13 protein-coding genes are annotated in these 16,625 nt (G+C 32.2%); 12 read left to right on the top strand and 1 reads right to left on the bottom strand.

Annotated features, from left to right (window positions below; genetic code table 11):
- The 6 genes from HM985_RS00905 (at position 1) to HM985_RS00880 (ending at position 7,182) form a co-directional block, all read left to right on the top strand.
- A complete protein-coding gene (locus HM985_RS00905; RefSeq protein WP_179374429.1) occupies positions 1 to 1,167 on the top strand; it encodes a formimidoylglutamase in 1,167 nt (388 codons plus the stop codon).
- A 165-nt stretch (positions 1,168 to 1,332) separates the two neighbouring features.
- On the top strand, positions 1,333 to 2,679 hold the full coding sequence (porK, locus tag HM985_RS00900) for a type IX secretion system lipoprotein PorK/GldK (protein WP_449489489.1): 1,347 nt from the start codon (positions 1,333 to 1,335) through the stop codon (positions 2,677 to 2,679).
- 80 nt (positions 2,680 to 2,759) lie between these two features.
- The gene (gene porL / locus HM985_RS00895) at positions 2,760 to 3,392 is read left to right on the top strand and encodes a type IX secretion system motor protein PorL/GldL (protein WP_179374427.1); all 633 of its coding nucleotides are present in this window, start codon (positions 2,760 to 2,762) and stop codon (positions 3,390 to 3,392) included.
- 44 nt (positions 3,393 to 3,436) lie between these two features.
- Entirely contained in the window at positions 3,437 to 5,017 is a 1,581-nt protein-coding gene (gene porM, locus HM985_RS00890; RefSeq protein ID WP_179374426.1) for a type IX secretion system motor protein PorM/GldM, read from the top strand.
- 56 nt (positions 5,018 to 5,073) lie between these two features.
- The gene (porN, locus tag HM985_RS00885; RefSeq protein ID WP_179374425.1) at positions 5,074 to 5,985 is read left to right on the top strand and encodes a type IX secretion system ring subunit PorN/GldN; all 912 of its coding nucleotides are present in this window, start codon (positions 5,074 to 5,076) and stop codon (positions 5,983 to 5,985) included.
- A gap of 153 nt (positions 5,986 to 6,138) precedes the next feature.
- Positions 6,139 to 7,182 (top strand): NAD(P)/FAD-dependent oxidoreductase, encoded by a 1,044-nt coding sequence (locus HM985_RS00880; protein WP_179374424.1) that lies wholly within the window; start codon positions 6,139 to 6,141, stop codon positions 7,180 to 7,182.
- Here HM985_RS00880 and HM985_RS00875 read toward each other — a convergent pair whose 3' ends face one another.
- Entirely contained in the window at positions 7,183 to 7,590 is a 408-nt protein-coding gene (locus tag HM985_RS00875; RefSeq protein ID WP_179374423.1) for a DUF983 domain-containing protein, read from the bottom strand.
- A 111-nt stretch (positions 7,591 to 7,701) separates the two neighbouring features.
- Between HM985_RS00875 and HM985_RS00870 the strand changes: the two genes are divergently transcribed.
- The 6 genes from HM985_RS00870 to HM985_RS00845 all read left to right on the top strand — a co-directional run bounded on the left by HM985_RS00870 (position 7,702) and on the right by HM985_RS00845 (position 16,489).
- Entirely contained in the window at positions 7,702 to 9,612 is a 1,911-nt protein-coding gene (locus HM985_RS00870; protein ID WP_179374422.1) for an ABC-F family ATP-binding cassette domain-containing protein, read from the top strand.
- Between the two features lie 76 nt (positions 9,613 to 9,688).
- Positions 9,689 to 10,822 carry an efflux RND transporter periplasmic adaptor subunit gene (locus tag HM985_RS00865; protein WP_179374930.1) on the top strand — a complete coding sequence of 378 codons (1,134 nt, stop codon included), beginning with the start codon at positions 9,689 to 9,691 and terminating at the stop codon, positions 10,820 to 10,822.
- Positions 10,822 to 14,019 (top strand): efflux RND transporter permease subunit, encoded by a 3,198-nt coding sequence (locus HM985_RS00860; protein WP_179374421.1) that lies wholly within the window; start codon positions 10,822 to 10,824, stop codon positions 14,017 to 14,019. Before HM985_RS00865 ends, HM985_RS00860 begins: the two co-directional genes overlap by 1 nt.
- Positions 14,009 to 15,325, top strand: a complete 1,317-nt coding sequence (locus HM985_RS00855) for a TolC family protein (RefSeq protein ID WP_179374420.1) — start codon at positions 14,009 to 14,011, stop codon at positions 15,323 to 15,325. The genes HM985_RS00860 and HM985_RS00855 overlap by 11 nt, the downstream gene beginning before the upstream one ends.
- 7 nt (positions 15,326 to 15,332) lie before the next feature.
- The gene (locus tag HM985_RS00850; protein WP_179374419.1) at positions 15,333 to 15,515 is read left to right on the top strand and encodes a CPXCG motif-containing cysteine-rich protein; all 183 of its coding nucleotides are present in this window, start codon (positions 15,333 to 15,335) and stop codon (positions 15,513 to 15,515) included.
- Positions 15,516 to 15,646: 131 nt separating this feature from the next.
- The gene (locus tag HM985_RS00845) at positions 15,647 to 16,489 is read left to right on the top strand and encodes a leucine-rich repeat domain-containing protein (RefSeq protein ID WP_179374418.1); all 843 of its coding nucleotides are present in this window, start codon (positions 15,647 to 15,649) and stop codon (positions 16,487 to 16,489) included.
- Positions 16,490 to 16,625: the final 136 nt, after the last annotated feature.

The raw sequence follows: 16,625 nt of genomic DNA, 5'->3' as shown, positions 1-16,625 counted from the left end.
ATGAATTTTAGTTTTCTCACGCCAGTATCAGACGCAGTTTTAGCTCATAATCAACTTACTGTACAACAAGCGCTAGGAAAAAAAATAAAGGTCCATTCTCGCCAGCATGGAATACCTGATTTAGAAGGTGTGCAAATGGCTATTATAGGTGTTCTAGAAAGTAGAAATGACGTCAATTATATGGGGGCGCCTATTAATTTCGATACTATTCGAAAAACACTTTATACATTGTTTCCGGGAAATTGGCATACTACGCTTGCCGATTTAGGAGATATAGAACCAGGTGAAACTGTCGAAGATACTTATTTTGCTATTCGAACAGCTATTACAAACCTAGTAGAGAAAAGAGTTATTCCTATTATCCTAGGAGGAAGTCAAGATTTAACTTACGCTAACTATCGTGCTTACGATGAACTAATGCCAATGGTAAATGTTGTTAGCGTAGATACAAATTTCGATCTCGGAGACGCTAATTTACCTATTAGAAACAATAGTTACGTCGGTAAAGTTATTGTAGAAGAACCTTATAATCTTTTTAATTACACTACAATTGGGTATCAAACCTATTTTAACTCCCAAGAAGAAATAGATCTCCTAGAAAAGTTGTACTTTGAGGCCTATCGTTTAGGTGAAATCTCTGGAGATATCAGTAAGGTAGAACCTTTAATGAGGGATGCACACATTGTTTCTTTAGATTTAAAGTCCGTTCGAGCATCAGAGGTTAGTGAGAATCAAAAGTATTCCCCTAATGGGTTTTCAGGTAAAGAGATTTGCGCTATAAGCAGATATGCAGGTATAAGTAATAAAGTATCTTCATTCGGGATTTATGAATACCAAGGGTCTAAAAACGACAGCGCCACATCAATGTTAGTGGCTCAGATGATCTGGTATTTTATTGAAGGGGTTAACTGCCGAGTTAAGGATGATGATTTTCATAATGAAAATCATTACCAAAAATATAACGTATTAGTAGAAGAAGATGAGTTAATATTTTTCAAAAGTTTAAAAACGGGACGTTGGTGGATCGAGATTCCATTTTTGCCAAATGTTAATAATAAATTAAAAAAGCATACGTTATTACCATGCATGCATTTAGACTATGTGCACGCAACTCAGGGTGAAATACCTGAACGTTGGTATAAGGCCTACCGCAAGAATAGCTTTTAAAATGAGCGCTTTATCGGATTTTAACACTTTTTTAATCGATGAAATACTTATTTTTAGGGTAAAGTGTAAAAAATATTTAAAAAAAGTTGTTTATTCGGAAATATATAAATATGTTTACGACCTCAAAAATAATAAGGACTAATTTAACCTAGAGTTACTATGAATATTAAGAAGTTTATTTTATTAACCACAGTACTAGTTATGGTAGCCAGTTGTAATTCTGGAGATCGAGGACAGTTAGTGGGTGTGCAAGGTAAGAAATGGCATCCAGAAAAGCCTTATGGGATGACGTTGGTGCCTGGTGGAGCATTTATAATGGGTAAGTCAGATGATGATTTAGCTGGCGTACAAGATGCACCAACAAGGACGGCAACAGTTCGTGCTTTTTATATGGACGAAACAGAAATCACAAATAGCGAGTATCGTCAATTTGTAGAATGGGTTAGAGATTCAACGCTACGCTTAAAGTTAGCTGAAATGGCAGACTTAGAAGGTAAGACGCCTGGAAATGGAGATATCGGAGAGTTTGCTTATGTAGATTCTGATCCAGAAAATCTTAATGCTTATGAAAGTTACATGGTTAACACTTATGGTAACGAGCAGAGAAAAATTAATCGCGATGCAGAGTTATTATTTGATACTAACGATTATCCAGATGAATTATATGCAGAGGTAATGGATGGAATGTATTTGCCATTAGAAGAGTCTTATAATGGTCAACGTACTTGGGATGTAAAGCAATTTAAATTTCAGTATACTTATATGGACATTCAAAAGGCAGCTAAAAATAGAGGTCTTAAACGTTCAGAGGTTGTTGTTCAACAAGAAGTTGAGATTTACCCAGACACCACAGCTTGGATTAGAGATTTCGCTTACTCTTACAACGAGCCAATGCATAATGATTATTTCTGGCATGATGCTTATGGAGATTATCCTGTAGTAGGTGTGTCTTGGAAACAAGCTCAAGCTTTTTGTCAATGGAGAACATTATACCATAATGCCGATAGAAAGAAAAGAGGACAACAAGCTGTAAACTCTTACAGATTACCATCAGAAGCAGAATGGGAATATGCAGCTCGTGGTGGCTTACAAGGAGCAACTTATCCTTGGGGAGGACCTTATACTAAAAATGACAGAGGTTGTTTTATGGCTAACTTTAAGCCTATGAGAGGTGATTATGCAGCAGATCAAGCATTATATACTGTAGAAGCTGATTCTTACGATCCAAATGATTTCAACTTATACAACATGGCTGGTAACGTTTCAGAATGGGTAAATGGTTCTTATGATCCATCTTCATACGAATATGCTTCATCAATAAATCCAAATGTAAATGATCCTGATAATGCACGTAAAGTTGTAAGAGGTGGCTCTTGGAAAGATGTTGCTTATTACTTACAAGTAAGCTCAAGAGATTATGAATATGCTGATTCTGCAAGAAGTTATATCGGTTTCCGTACTGTACAAGATTACATGGGAGTAGAAGTAACTAAAAATGCAGCAACTAACTAATTAAACTTAACTTTAACTTAAATATTAATCCAAAATGAGTATTAATTAACCAAGCTCATTTGAAAACAAAAACTAAAATCATGGCAAAAAAGAAACTATCAACAATGAATATGGTCTATGGACTAGGAGCTGCAATTGTAATTGTTGGAGCATTATTCAAAATTCAACACTGGCCGTACGGTTCTGCTATTCTTACATTAGGAATGGTTGTTGAAGCACTTGTATTTATTATATCTGCATTCGAAAAGCAAGGAGATGATTTAGACTGGTCTTTAGTATACCCTGAATTAGCAGGAGGTCAGTCGTTAGGTGGTAAAAAACAAGTAGAAGCGCCTACAGAAGTAGATGGAATGTTATCTAAAAAATTAGATAACTTATTAAAAGATGCTAAAATTGATGGAGCACTTATGGCTAGCTTAGGTGATAGTATTAAAAACTTTGAAGGTGCTGCAAAAGGAATTTCTCCTACTGTAGACTCAATGGCTTCTCAAAAGAAATATAGTGAAGAAATGTCTTTAGCTGCTGCTCAAATGGAGTCTTTAAATAGTCTTTATAAAGTACAAGTTGAATCTGCTAACCGTCACGCTGCAATTAATGAAGAAGCTGTAGAAAATGCAACTAAATTAAAAGAACAAATGCAATCATTAGCATCTAACTTATCATCTTTAAATGGTGTTTACGGAGGTATGTTAACTGCAATGAACAAAAACTAATTAGTTTTTATAATCAAATTATTAATATTAAAAACTAGTTAGAAATGGCAGGAGGAAAACAGTCCGCAAGGCAAAAAATGATTAATCTGATGTATTTGGTATTTATTGCAATGATTGCAATGACTGCAAGTAAAGAAATATTATCAGCATTTAGTCTTTTTGATAAGAAATTTGAAAATGCAAATGAATTAGCCGTAAATTCAAATACAACCTTATTAAAAGGTTTAGAAAAACAAGCTGAAGAAAAACCAAATGAATTTGGTGTAACGTATAATAATGCGAAAAAGATCAGTTCTTTATCTGATGAATTTTACACGTTTTTAGAAGTTCAAAAGAAAATGATTTTGGACAAAGGCGGATATGCAGAAGAGTATAAAGAAAAAGGACTATTGCCAGCTGAAAAGATGGATAAGGGTACTGTATTAGATGAAGCGTGGTTTACTGGTGACCGTTTAACAAAAGATGGTGATGCGTTTGTTGCTAGAATTGAAAAGTATAAATCAGATATTAGAAATGTTTTAGGTGAAGATGTAGCTTTTAATCCAGCGAAAGAAACACTTGAAGCCCGTTTTACTACTGCTGAAATGAAAGACAAGGACGGTAATAACCAAAGTTGGTTAGAGTATAATTTTAAGAATTTTCCAGCTGTAGCATCATATACTAAGCTTACGGCTATGCAGAATGATATTAAAAGTACTGAAGCTAACCTTTACAATGTGTTTTTAGGTAACACAGTAGATGAAGTAACATCTTTGAAGAACTATACAGCTATTGTAATTCCAGATAAAAATGCTTTTTTTGCAGGTGAAACATTTACAGGTAGAGTTGTTCTTGGTAAGTATGCTAACGTAATCCCAACAAAATTAAAAGTTGGAGATAACGAATTAGATTTAAATAGAGAAAATGCAATTGACTCTACAGGAGCTGCACGTATCGAATTTAAAGTTGGTAATGTTGGTGAACATGATATTAATGGTCAGTTTACTTTTTCAGAGAAAGGTCAAGATTTACCAATCGATTTTACAGGTCAATACGTAGTAGTACCAAGACCAAATTCTGCAACTATTTCTGCAGATAAGATGAACGTTGTTTATCGTGGTGTTGCTAACCCAATGACTATTTCTTTTGCTGGTGTTCCAGATAATAAAGTTAGAGCTACAGGTGCAGGTCTTTCTTCAAAAGGTGGTGGTAGCTATGTGATGAATCCAGGAACAGGAAAAGAAGTTACTATTAGTGTATCAGCAACTTTAGATGATGGTTCTCCAGCTAATGATAAGAAAACCTTTAGAATTAAAGATATTCCTAAGCCTACAGGTACGATTTCAGGGAAAGATGGCATGGTTAAATTGCCTAAACGTAACCTAGAAATTGGTACTATTGGTGCTGCATTAGATGATTTTGTATTCGATTTACCAATTAACGTAACATCATTTCAAGTTAAGGTTCCTGGTCAACCAACAGTAAATGTTGCAGGTACTAAAATGAATAGTCAAGCAAAATCTGCAATAGGTAGAGCTCGTAAAGGTGATGTCGTTACAATTTTTAATATTAAAGCAAAAATTCAAGGTAATTCTAGCTATAATTTAAAAGGTGTATCTCCTATAACAGTAGAGGTAACTAACTAATTGTTTAATTAGTTTATAGCTCTAAAAGAAAATCCCAAATTATAATAAATAATAAGATGAATTTAAAAAGCTTTTTATGTATAGGAATAGGTGTTTTAGCCGTAAACAGTATGTTTGCTCAAGCTAATCTCCTAAATGCAAAAATACCAGAAGAAATTGGTATGAAAACTGAAGCGCAGTTACTTCTAGATAACGACAAGCCTTTAGAGTATGGATATGTCGGAGATAGAGATATCTTATTTTCTAAAATGACTTGGGAAAAGATTGTTTTAGATGAACGTGCTAACTTTCCTTTATATTTTCCTATAGAAGAAAATTTAGGTGAGGATAGAAAATCTTTATATATGGTTATAAAGGAAGGTGTTGCCAATGGCACTATACCAAAGGTATATGCTGATGCATACTTTACTGAAGAACGTACTATGGAGGATTTGGCTCCTTCTTTAAGAAAAGAAGAAATAACAGATCAAGGAATCGATTGGATGAATGCTGAAGGTGTTTCTGATACGTCTCTAATCCCTGAAGAATATGTTATTCGTAGAGAGATCGGGCCTGCAGATATTAATTCTTATTTAATTAAAGGATTATGGTATTTTGATAAGCGTCAAGGTGAATTAAAGTATCGTATTTTAGGTATCGCTCCTGCTGCACCAGATGTTAATTTTATTGACTCTGATGATGAAGCTAATAAAGAACCTATCGGTTTATTTTGGATATTTTATCCAGAAATAAGAGATATTCTTCATGATGCTAAAGCATTCAATAATAAGAATAGTGCTGTGCCTTTATCTTTCGATCACTTATTAAATAGTAGACGTTTTAGTTCTTTTATCTATAAAGAAGAAAATGTTTATGGTGATAGAGAAGTTAAAGAGTACGTTGCTGAAAATGCATTAATGCAACTTTTAGAATCTGAACGTATCAAGGATAAAATCAGAAACTTTGAACAAGATATGTGGAGCTACTAATTGGCTATAACATAAGATATATAAACGCTCACTTTTTAAGTGGGCGTTTTTTATTACCTCTATTTCTCGATAAATTTAATTTTTTTATGCGTAATTAAAAATTAGATTCTCACCTCTATTCAAAATGACTGACATTTATTTACTTTTGTAACTATGAAAGAAGTAGATTATATTGTTGTGGGCTGCGGACTAGCTAGCATTTCATTTTGTGAGGTATTAAGAGCTAATAATAAAACTTTTGTGGTGTTTGATAATCAATCGCAGAAGTCTTCAATTGTTGCCGCAGGACTATATAACCCTGTTATTTTAAAACGTTTTTCAGCCGTTTGGAAAGCAAAAGAGCAATTAGCTTTAGCAGCACCACTTTATGCTAAAATAGAGAACGATTTAAAAATAAAATTCGATTATAAGTTACCTATTTTAAGACGTTTTACTTCTATTCAAGAACAAAATAAATGGTTTAGTGCTTCAGATAAACCACTATTAGAGCCTTATCTATCTACTAACCTTGTTAAAAACAACAATCCTTTTGTGGATGCTAACTTTGGATTCGGTGAAGTTTTGCATGCAGGACGTTTAGATACAGAAACACTTATTACAAATTATAGACATTTTTTAATAGCTAATAATAGTTTTATTGGAGCTTCTTTTATTCATGATAAGATACAGTTTGAAGAAGAAGCCATTCATTATGAAAACATAAAAACAAAACAGATTGTATTTGCAGAAGGATTTGGAGTAAAGAAGAATCCTTATTTTCATAACATCCCACTTGCAGGTTCTAAAGGTGAAATACTTACCGTAAAAGCCCCAAATTTAAAAATTGATTATGCTATAAAATCATCAGTATTCGTTATTCCGTTAGGTGATGATTTGTATAATGTTGGGGCAACTTATAATAATGAAGATAAAACAAATACGCCTACTGATTTGGCTAAAGAGGAATTGATTTCAAAATTAAAAACCTTTATTACTTGTGATTTTCAAATTGTAGATCACATTGCTGGTGTAAGACCAACTGTAAAAGACCGGAGACCTCTAGTAGGCAGACATTCAGAATATAAAAATCTTTATGTACTTAATGGTTTAGGAACAAGAGGCGTCATGATTGCACCTTATGTTGCTAATCAATTATTTAGATTTATTGAGAAAGAAGAGGATTTAGATGAAGAAATTAATATTTCTCGCTTCGCTTAATTAAGCGTGTTTCTCTTTTGTAACAGATTTTTCAACTAGATCTTCGTTATAACTCATAAAAATGTTAATCCATATATTACGAGATAATCTCATAATGATAGGCATAAATCCTATCAGTGTGACTATAATAGCAACAAAAGCAGCTGTTAACGAAAGTTCTAAAATAACAAAGGTAATAATGAAAGCAGCTACAGCGAATGCTACAGCTACAGCATAACTGACGTACATTGAGCCATAGAAAAAAGAAGGTTCTATTTCGTATTTTGTATGGCAATGAGAACATTCTTTATGCATTTTAATAACATCTGAAAGCGCATAAGGATTTTTATTGATGTACATTGATTCTTGATGGCATTTAGGGCAAGCCCCAAAAAGAATACTATAAAGTTTCATTCCTTTTCTAATCATAACTAAAACCTTTATTTTTACGTTTTTTAAAACAAGGCAAAGATAAAATTTTATTGCTGACACATTGTAACAATTGTAACTCAAAAAGCAATTGAATTATTTATAAAACTTATGCTAAACATTCACAATCTTTCTATATCATTTCAAGGAGAATATTTATTTGAAGAAATCACCTTTAAACTGGGGCCTGGTGACCGTATCGGTTTAATTGGTAAAAATGGAGCTGGTAAATCGACCATGCTTAAAATTTTATCTAAAGAACAAGAGCCAGATACAGGTCAGATTGCTGCTGATAAGGATATGAGAATTGGTTTTTTAAAACAAGATATTGATTTCGATTTAGGGAAGACCGTTCTAGAAGAATCTTACGAAGCATTTAAAGAAATAAAAGAATGTGAGGCTAAACTTGAAGAGATTAACATTCAATTAGCAGAACGTACAGATTACGAAAGTGAATTGTATCATCAATTAATGATCGATTTAAACGATGTTCAGCATCAATACGAAATACTAGGAGGTTATAACTATCAAGGAGAAACGGAAAAAATCCTTCAAGGTTTAGGATTTAAACGTGAAGATTTTGATAAACTTACCGATACATTTTCGGGAGGATGGAGAATGCGTATCGAATTAGCAAAGCTTCTTCTACAGAATAATGATTTGCTTTTATTAGATGAGCCAACCAATCACTTAGATATAGAATCTATTATTTGGTTAGAGAATTTCTTAAAAGGGTATAATGGTGCCGTTGTAATTGTATCTCACGATAAAATGTTTTTAGATAATGTAACCAATCGTACTATTGAAATTTCATTAGGCCGTATTTATGATTATAGTAAGCCTTACTCACAGTTTTTAGTGCTACGTAAGGAAATGAAAACGCAACAATTAGCAGCTCAAAAAAATCAAGAAAAACAAATTCAACAGACTGAAAAGTTAATTGAGAAATTTAGAGCTAAAGCTTCTAAAGCAACAATGGCACAATCTTTAATAAAAAAATTAGATAAGATTGATCGTATTGAAGTTGATGAAGATGATAATAGTGTAATGACGTTAAACTTTCCTGTTTCTGTTACACCAGGAAAAGTAGTGGTTGAAATTGATAATATTTCAAAAAAATATGGTGATTTACAGGTTTTACATAACGTAAATTTATCTGTACCTAGAGATATGAAAACGGCCTTTGTTGGTCAGAATGGTCAGGGGAAGTCAACACTAGCTAAGATTATTGTTGGAGATATTGAGCACGAAGGAAATTTAAATTTAGGACATAATGTGCAGATTGGGTATTTTGCACAGAATCAAGCAGAATATTTAGACGGAAATAAAACCGTTTTAGATACCATGATTGATGCTGCTAATGAAACCAATAGAAGTAAGGTTAGAGATATTTTAGGATCCTTTTTATTTAGAGGGTCAGAGGCTGAAAAGTATGTCAGAGTACTTTCTGGTGGCGAACGTAACCGTTTAGCTTTGGCTAAATTATTGTTGCAACCTTTAAATGTGCTTATCATGGATGAGCCAACCAATCACTTAGATATCAAATCTAAGAATGTATTAAAAATAGCTTTACAGAATTTTGAAGGGACTTTAATTTTAGTATCTCACGATAGAGATTTTCTTCAAGGTTTAACAGATACGGTTTACGAATTTAAGGATCAGAATATTAAGCAATATTTAGGTGATATTGATTTTTATTTAGAACAACGTAATCTTGAAAATTTAAGAGAAGCAGAAAAAAGAACTGTAGTTGCAAATAAACCTAAAGAAAGTAATAAGCAGAGTTACGAAGACCAAAAGAAATTAAAATCTTTAAATAATAAGTTGAGTAACATTGAATCTAAGATAAATCAACTTGAAAAAGACATCAAAACTGATGATGCAAAACTTGCTTCAGATTATGATAAGACGGCTTCAAATCCTAAATTTTTCGATGCTTATCAAATAAAGAAAAAATCATTAGATAAATTACTAAATGATTGGGAACAAGTACAGGCAGATTTAGATAAGTTTTCTTCTTAAGTATTAAGATTATTTTAACGTTAGCACTTCACTATAAAGTTAGTTTTGTAAAATACTTACGACTATTTGCTTTATGTTGAGAAAAATTATTTTATCCGTTATAGGAGTTGCATTAATTATTGGTGCATTTTTAGTAGCTAATTATCTAATCGATAATAAGCACAAACCTAAGCCTATTATACCAAAGGTTATTAAAACTGTACTTGTAGAAACAGTAACTAACAGAACAATACCATTAGTGATTTCTGCAAATGGTAATTTGGTAGCAAAACAACGGGTAGAATTATATTCTGAAGTACAAGGGATTTTTAAAACGGGATCTAAATTATTTAAACCAGGTCAGAAATTTAATAAAGGAGAAACGCTTATTCGTTTAGATGCCTCTGAATATTATGCAAGCGTTCAATCTGCAAAAAGTGATTTATATAATAGTATCGCTGCTATTATGCCAGATTTAAGATTAGACTTCCCTGAAGTATTTCAAAAATGGCAGAATTATTTAAATGGATTTAATTTAAATAAAACCACACCAAAGCTACCAGAAATTGTAGAAGAGAAAGAAAATTACTTTATAACAGGTCGTGGTATTGTAAGCGCTTATTACAATGTAAAAACGTTAGAACAACGTTTAACAAAGTATAGAATTATAGCCCCTTTTTCTGGGATTCTAACAGAGGCCTTAGTAACTGAAGGAACTTTTGTTAGAAGTGGTCAGCAGTTGGGTGAGTTTATTAATCCTTCTGTCTATGAAATGGAAGTTGCAATAAGTAAATCTTTTGCAGATATTTTAAAAGAAGGAGAAAGCGTAACGTTAACGAGCTTAGATAACACAAAGCAATATGAAGCTAAAGTGTCTCGTGTTAATGGAAGCATTGATGCAACTACACAAACAATTACAGTTTATATTGAAGTAAAACATGATGACCTTAAAGAAGGTATGTATCTTGAAGCACAACTTAATGCTGAAAAAGTAGAAGATGCAATAGAAATAGATAGAAACTTATTATTAGATAGCGAAGAGGTTTATGTCGTTAGAGATAGTCTATTAGATGTGATTTCTGTAAAGCCAGTTCATTTTTCTGATGAAAAGGTTGTTTTAAAGAATGTACCAAATGGAACTATAATTTTAAGAAAACCGGTACCAGGTGCTTATGCTGGTATGCATGTTAAGGCAGCCACTAACCCTACAAATACTGATTCTATTCCGTAATGAGAAAAATAATTGAATATTTCATCAGGTATCATGTTGCTGTCAACATTTTAATTGTAGCATTTTTTGTATTCGGAATAATAGGACTTTTATCCCTAAAATCATCTTACTTTCCACTTACAGAAACCAAGATTATAAATATTACTATTGCTTATCCTGGTGCATCTCCACAAGAAATAGAGGAAGGTATTGTACTTCAAATTGAAGATAACTTAAAAGGTCTTAGAGGAGTAGATAGGGTAACATCTACTTCGCAAGAAAATAGCGGCTCTATTACGGTAGAGATTGAAAAAGGTGAGAATATCGATTTTATGCTTCTCGAAGTTAAAAATGCGGTAGATAGAGTGCCAACATTTCCAACAGGTATGGAACCTTTAGTGGTTTCTAAACAAGAAATTGTTAGAGAAACAATCTCTTTTGCTATTAGTGGAAAAAATATTCCTTTGGTAACTTTAAAACAATTGGCCCGCCAGGTAGAAACAGATCTACGCGCTATAGAGGGCATTTCTCAAATAGAATTGTCTGGATTTCCTGAAGAAGAAATAGAGATTGCAGTAAATGAAATAGATTTATTAGCTTACAATATTACATTTAACGAAGTTGCAGAAGCAGTAACGAATGCTAATATTCTAGTAACCGGTGGTAATGTAAAAACAGATGCTGAAGAGTATTTAATTAGAGCAAATAATAAACAATACTACGGAAGTGAGCTTTCTAATATTGTAGTAAGAGCTTCTTCAGACGGAAAAGTAATCCGACTTAAAGATGTCGCTATTATTAGAGATCGATTTTCAGAAACTCCAAATGCAACTTATTTTAATCAAGAATTAGCAGTCAGTATTGCAATTACAAGTACTAATAATGAAGATTTAATTAGCTCTGCAGATAAGATTAATGTTTACATTGAAGAATACAATCAGAAACATTCCAATATACGCTTAGATGTTGTTAGGGATTTATCCATAACACTTATGCAACGTACGCAACTCTTAACAGAAAATGCTATTGTGGGTATGTTGTTAGTATTATTATTTCTATCTATATTTTTAAACATGCGATTAGCGGCATGGGTTGCTTTCGGATTACCTATTTCTTTTTTAGGGATGTTTATGTTTGCTGCTCAATTTGATGTTACTATTAACGTGTTGTCTCTTTTCGGGATGATTATTGTTATTGGTATTTTAGTAGATGATGGTATTGTCATTGCTGAAAATATTTACCAACACTACGAAAAAGGTAAGAGTCCTATTCAAGCTGCTATTGATGGTACAATTGAAGTTATTCCACCTGTAGTTTCAGCAATTATAACAACACTTTTAGCATTCTCATTATTTTTCTTTTTAGACAGTAGGATAGGAGAGTTTTTTAGTGAAGTCGCCGTTATAGTTATATTAACATTAATAGTATCCTTAATTGAAGCACTTATTATTTTACCTGCGCATTTAGCACATTCTAAAGCTTTGAGAGCTCAGAAGGCTGATGAGAATCCTTCAAAAATTAAGCAGTTTTTCTCTTTTATGAGATATATAAATAAAGGAGGTGATATGCTTATGTCTTTTTTAAGAGATCGGGTTTATACACCAATTTTAGATCTTGTTTTAAGATTTAAATTGTTTTCACTTGGTGTTTTCATAGCTTTATTAGTATTAACATTAGGTTCGCTAGGTGGTGGAGTTATCGGAGTAACTATATTTCCTAGAGTAGCAAGTGATGCGGCAAATATAGAATTGGTTATGCCAGCAGGTACTAACGTAAAAATCACAGATTCTATTATTTCTTTAATAGAGGAAAAATCGTTTATTGTAAATCAAGAATTAACTGAAAAATATTTAAAAGGAACAGGTAAACAACTCTTCGAAAATACGATTGTAGATATTAGTAGTAGTTCTAGTGCAAGACTTAGAATTAATTTGTTACCAGGAGAAGAACGCCCAGACGCCATAAAATCTAACTTAATTACAGATCGACTAGAAGAATTAGTTGGCCCTGTAATTGGTACAGAACGTCTTATTTATGGTTCTGGTGGAAATTTTGGTGGTAGTCCAGTATCGGTGTCTTTATTAAGTAATAATATAGAAGAATTAAAAGCTTCTAAACTAGAGCTTAAAAAGTACATGCAAACAAATCCACTACTTAAAGATATTGGAGATAATGATCCTGCAGGTATTAAAGAGATTCGTTTAGAGTTGAAAGAAAGCGCTTATTTGTTAGGGTTAGACTTACAAACTGTAATGTCTCAGATACGTTCTGGATTCTTTGGAGCTCAAGCACAACGATTTCAACGTGGTCAAGATGAAATTAAAGTTTGGGTACGTTACGATAAAACCAACAGAAGCTCTATCAACGATTTAGATGCCATGCGAATTGTAACACCAACAGGTGAGCGTGTAACTCTTAAGGATATTGCTAATTATTCCATTGCAAGAGGGGATGTTGCTATTAATCACTTAGAAGGAAAGCGTGAAATTCAAGTTTATGCAGATTTAAAAGACCCGAGTTCTAGTGCAACAGATATTATAGAAGATATAAAAACAGATTTTATACCCCAATTGCAATCTAAATATCCAACGATTAATACATCATATGAAGGTCAAAATCGTGAGGCAAGTAAACTAACGGATTCATTAAAATTGGCAGGCCCAATTATTTTAATATTAATATATATTACCATTGCCTTTACGTTTAGAAGTTATTCTCAACCATTTTTATTACTACTACTAATTCCATTTAGTTTAACAGCAGTAGCTTGGGGACATTGGTTATTAGATTTTCAGGTTAATGTTTTATCCTTATTAGGTATTATTGCTTTGATTGGTATTATGGTGAATGATGGTTTAGTACTCATTGGTAAATTTAATAGTAATTTAAAAGAAGGTATGACTTTTGATTTAGCACTATCTGAAGCTGGAAAATCTAGGTTTAGAGCTATATTCTTAACCTCATTAACAACTATTGCGGGTTTAGCACCTTTACTATTAGAAAAAAGTAGACAAGCACAATTTTTAAAACCAATGGCCATTTCTATTTCTTTCGGAATCGCCTATGCTACAATATTAACATTATTAGTGTTGCCATTATTTTTATCCTTTAGCAATACCATTAAAGCTAAAAGCAAATGGTTAGCTTCCGGAAAGGAAGTAACAAAAGAAGAAGTAGAACGTGCAATTAAAGAACAACAAGAAGAAAATGAGCACTAAATATCAATTAATTACACTACTTCTAATGTGCTGTTTTAATGTACAAGCACAAGAAGTGTTAACCAAGGAAGAAGCTATTGCATTAGCTTTAGAAAATAATTACGGAGTTAAGATTGCAAAAAACGCCGTTACAGTGGCAGAGAATAATAAAAGCATTCTTAATACTGAATTTTTACCTACCGTAACTAGTAGCGCTGGTGCAACCTATAATTTAGATAATACGGAAGCTGAATTTTCTGATGGGTCAACTACAGTATTAAACGGAGCAGAAAGTACTAATTATAATGCTAGTGTCAGTTTAAACTATACAATTTTTGATGGTTTAGGCAGACGCTATAATTATAAACGGTTAAAGGAACAGTACAGGTTATCGGAACTTCAAGCTAGAGAAACGATAGAGAATACTATTATCCAATTATTTTCAGTCTATTATAATGTAGCCCAGCTAACCGATAATTTAAATACTTTAGAGGAAACTTTAAATATTACAAAAGATCGATTGATAAGAGCTCAATATCAATTTGACTATGGTCAGAATACAAAATTAGAAGTTTTAAATGCAGAAGTTGATATTAACAACGATAGTATCAATATCATTAATATTAAACAAGATATTAAAAATGCGAAACGCGATTTAAAACTTGTTTTGGGCGAAACTTATACAACTGATTACGGTATAGAAACAGAAGTAGAGTTTACCTTACAATTTCAAAAAGATAGTTTATTTGAAAAGGCAAAGTCTAGAAATGTGGCTTTATTGCAAACCGAAAGAAATATAGCAATAAGTACATTAGATATTAATTCTGGTAAATCCGCGTACCTACCAACAATTGGATTAATAGGAACCTATGGTTGGAACAAGAATAACAATAATGCTGCATCTTTTGTTGCTGTTTCCACTAATACAGGTCTGTCTGGTGGATTAAATTTTACTTGGGATTTGTTTGATGGTGGATCTACGATTACAACTGTTAGAAACGCCAAAGTGAATTTAGAAACTCAAAAATTAGAAAAAGAAAATATTTTATTAAGTATAGAGCGTGACTTTAGTAATGCTTGGGATAATTATTTGAACAAATTAGAAATTTATAACATTCAAGAAAAAAATATATTAACCGCTGAAAATAATTTTGAACGAACACAAGAGAAATTTAAAGTTGGTCAAGTTAATTCTATTGAATTTAGACAAGCACAACTTAATTTACTAAATGTAGAATTAAGCAGAAATGAAGCTAAATTTGAAGCTAAATTATCAGAATTAGAAGTACTTCAAATAAGTGGTGAGTTACTCAACGTTCAATTATAAATAAAGTATGAACGAGTATTTTTTTCAATGTCCATACTGTTGGGAAGAGATTTCAATGCTTATTGATGTCTCTCAAAGCTTACAAAGCTATATTGAAGATTGTGAAACATGTTGTAATCCTATTCAAATTACAGTTCAAGCTGAAAATCGTGAAATTTTAAGTTTTAAAGCCGAAAACATTGAACAATAAGAGCTTAACTCATAGTTTTAGAATTTGAAATCTTAATTTAAATTGCGTATTTCATCGAATAAGTTTGCTGTTTAAGCTTATTGAGTATATATTCGTGTTGTTATTGTGTCCCTCCACATAAATGAACCACCATGAAGACACTAAAAATAACATTACTACTCTGTTTAGTATCAGTATATTCCTTCGCTGATGTATTTCAAAATCAAAAATCTGCACTTTTAGATTTATATAATTCTACCAATGGAGACGCATGGAATAACTCATGGGATTTAGACCAACCAGTTTCAAGCTGGTCCGGCCTTACTATTGAGAACGATCAAATTGTAGCTATAAATTTAAGTTTTAATAATCTAAAAGGAAATTTACCAGAATCAATTTCAGAATTAAAAAATTTAAAAGTACTTAATCTAGCTTTCAACAAATTAGAAGGAGAATTACCAAATGCTTTATCTAGTATGATTAATTTAGAGGAGCTCAAATTGTTTTCTAATGAATTTAGCGGGGGGATACCTGCAGGAATAGGAAGTTTAGCAAATTTAAAAGCTCTAGAATTATATAATAATGATCTTACCGGTGAGATTCCATCATCTCTGGGTAATCTTTCTAAGTTAGAAAGATTAATGTTAAGTAGTAATCAATTACAAGGTAAATTACCATCTAGCTTATCAAGCTTAAAATCATTAAAGATTTTAAGTGTTTTTGATAACAGGTTACTAGGCACTATTCCATCATCAATTGGGAAGCTTGCAGGATTAGAAGAATTAGTTTTATCAAACAATGCTTTCTACGGGGAAATACCAAGTGAGTTAGCACAACTTACAAATTTAAAAACATTACTGTTAGGTCAGAATCAATTTAAAGGCAATTTTGCAGCCTTAAAAGAGAAATTACCAAACATTGTAGACTTCGATTTAGATGACGTTAATAGTAAAGGATCACTAGTAACACTAGATTCTGAAGAAGAAGAGGATTAATTATATGCCATGATTAATTACAAAGTTTAGTGCTCAATAGAAATATTGAGCATTTTTTTTCGAATTTACTTTGGTAATTGAAAATAAGTTGTATCTTTGCAGTCCCAAAAGGATATGTCGGCATTATGAACCGAAA

It is taken from the genome of Winogradskyella wichelsiae (genome assembly GCF_013403925.1).
Lineage (GTDB): Bacteria > Bacteroidota > Bacteroidia > Flavobacteriales > Flavobacteriaceae > Winogradskyella > Winogradskyella wichelsiae.
This window is presented reverse-complemented; position numbering and strand designations above follow the sequence as displayed.

Coding starts and splice junctions, on each gene's coding strand:
- porN (WP_179374425.1), top strand. CDS start 5,074: ATGAATTTAAAAAGCTTTTTATGTATAGGAATAGGTGTTTTAGCCGTA.
- HM985_RS00880 (WP_179374424.1), top strand. CDS start 6,139: ATGAAAGAAGTAGATTATATTGTTGTGGGCTGCGGACTAGCTAGCATT.
- HM985_RS00845 (WP_179374418.1), top strand. CDS start 15,647: ATGAAGACACTAAAAATAACATTACTACTCTGTTTAGTATCAGTATAT.
- HM985_RS00850 (WP_179374419.1), top strand. CDS start 15,333: ATGAACGAGTATTTTTTTCAATGTCCATACTGTTGGGAAGAGATTTCA.
- porM (WP_179374426.1), top strand. CDS start 3,437: ATGGCAGGAGGAAAACAGTCCGCAAGGCAAAAAATGATTAATCTGATG.
- HM985_RS00905 (WP_179374429.1), top strand. CDS start 1: ATGAATTTTAGTTTTCTCACGCCAGTATCAGACGCAGTTTTAGCTCAT.
- porL (WP_179374427.1), top strand. CDS start 2,760: ATGGCAAAAAAGAAACTATCAACAATGAATATGGTCTATGGACTAGGA.
- HM985_RS00875 (WP_179374423.1), bottom strand. CDS start 7,590: ATGATTAGAAAAGGAATGAAACTTTATAGTATTCTTTTTGGGGCTTGC.
- HM985_RS00860 (WP_179374421.1), top strand. CDS start 10,822: ATGAGAAAAATAATTGAATATTTCATCAGGTATCATGTTGCTGTCAAC.
- HM985_RS00855 (WP_179374420.1), top strand. CDS start 14,009: ATGAGCACTAAATATCAATTAATTACACTACTTCTAATGTGCTGTTTT.
- HM985_RS00870 (WP_179374422.1), top strand. CDS start 7,702: ATGCTAAACATTCACAATCTTTCTATATCATTTCAAGGAGAATATTTA.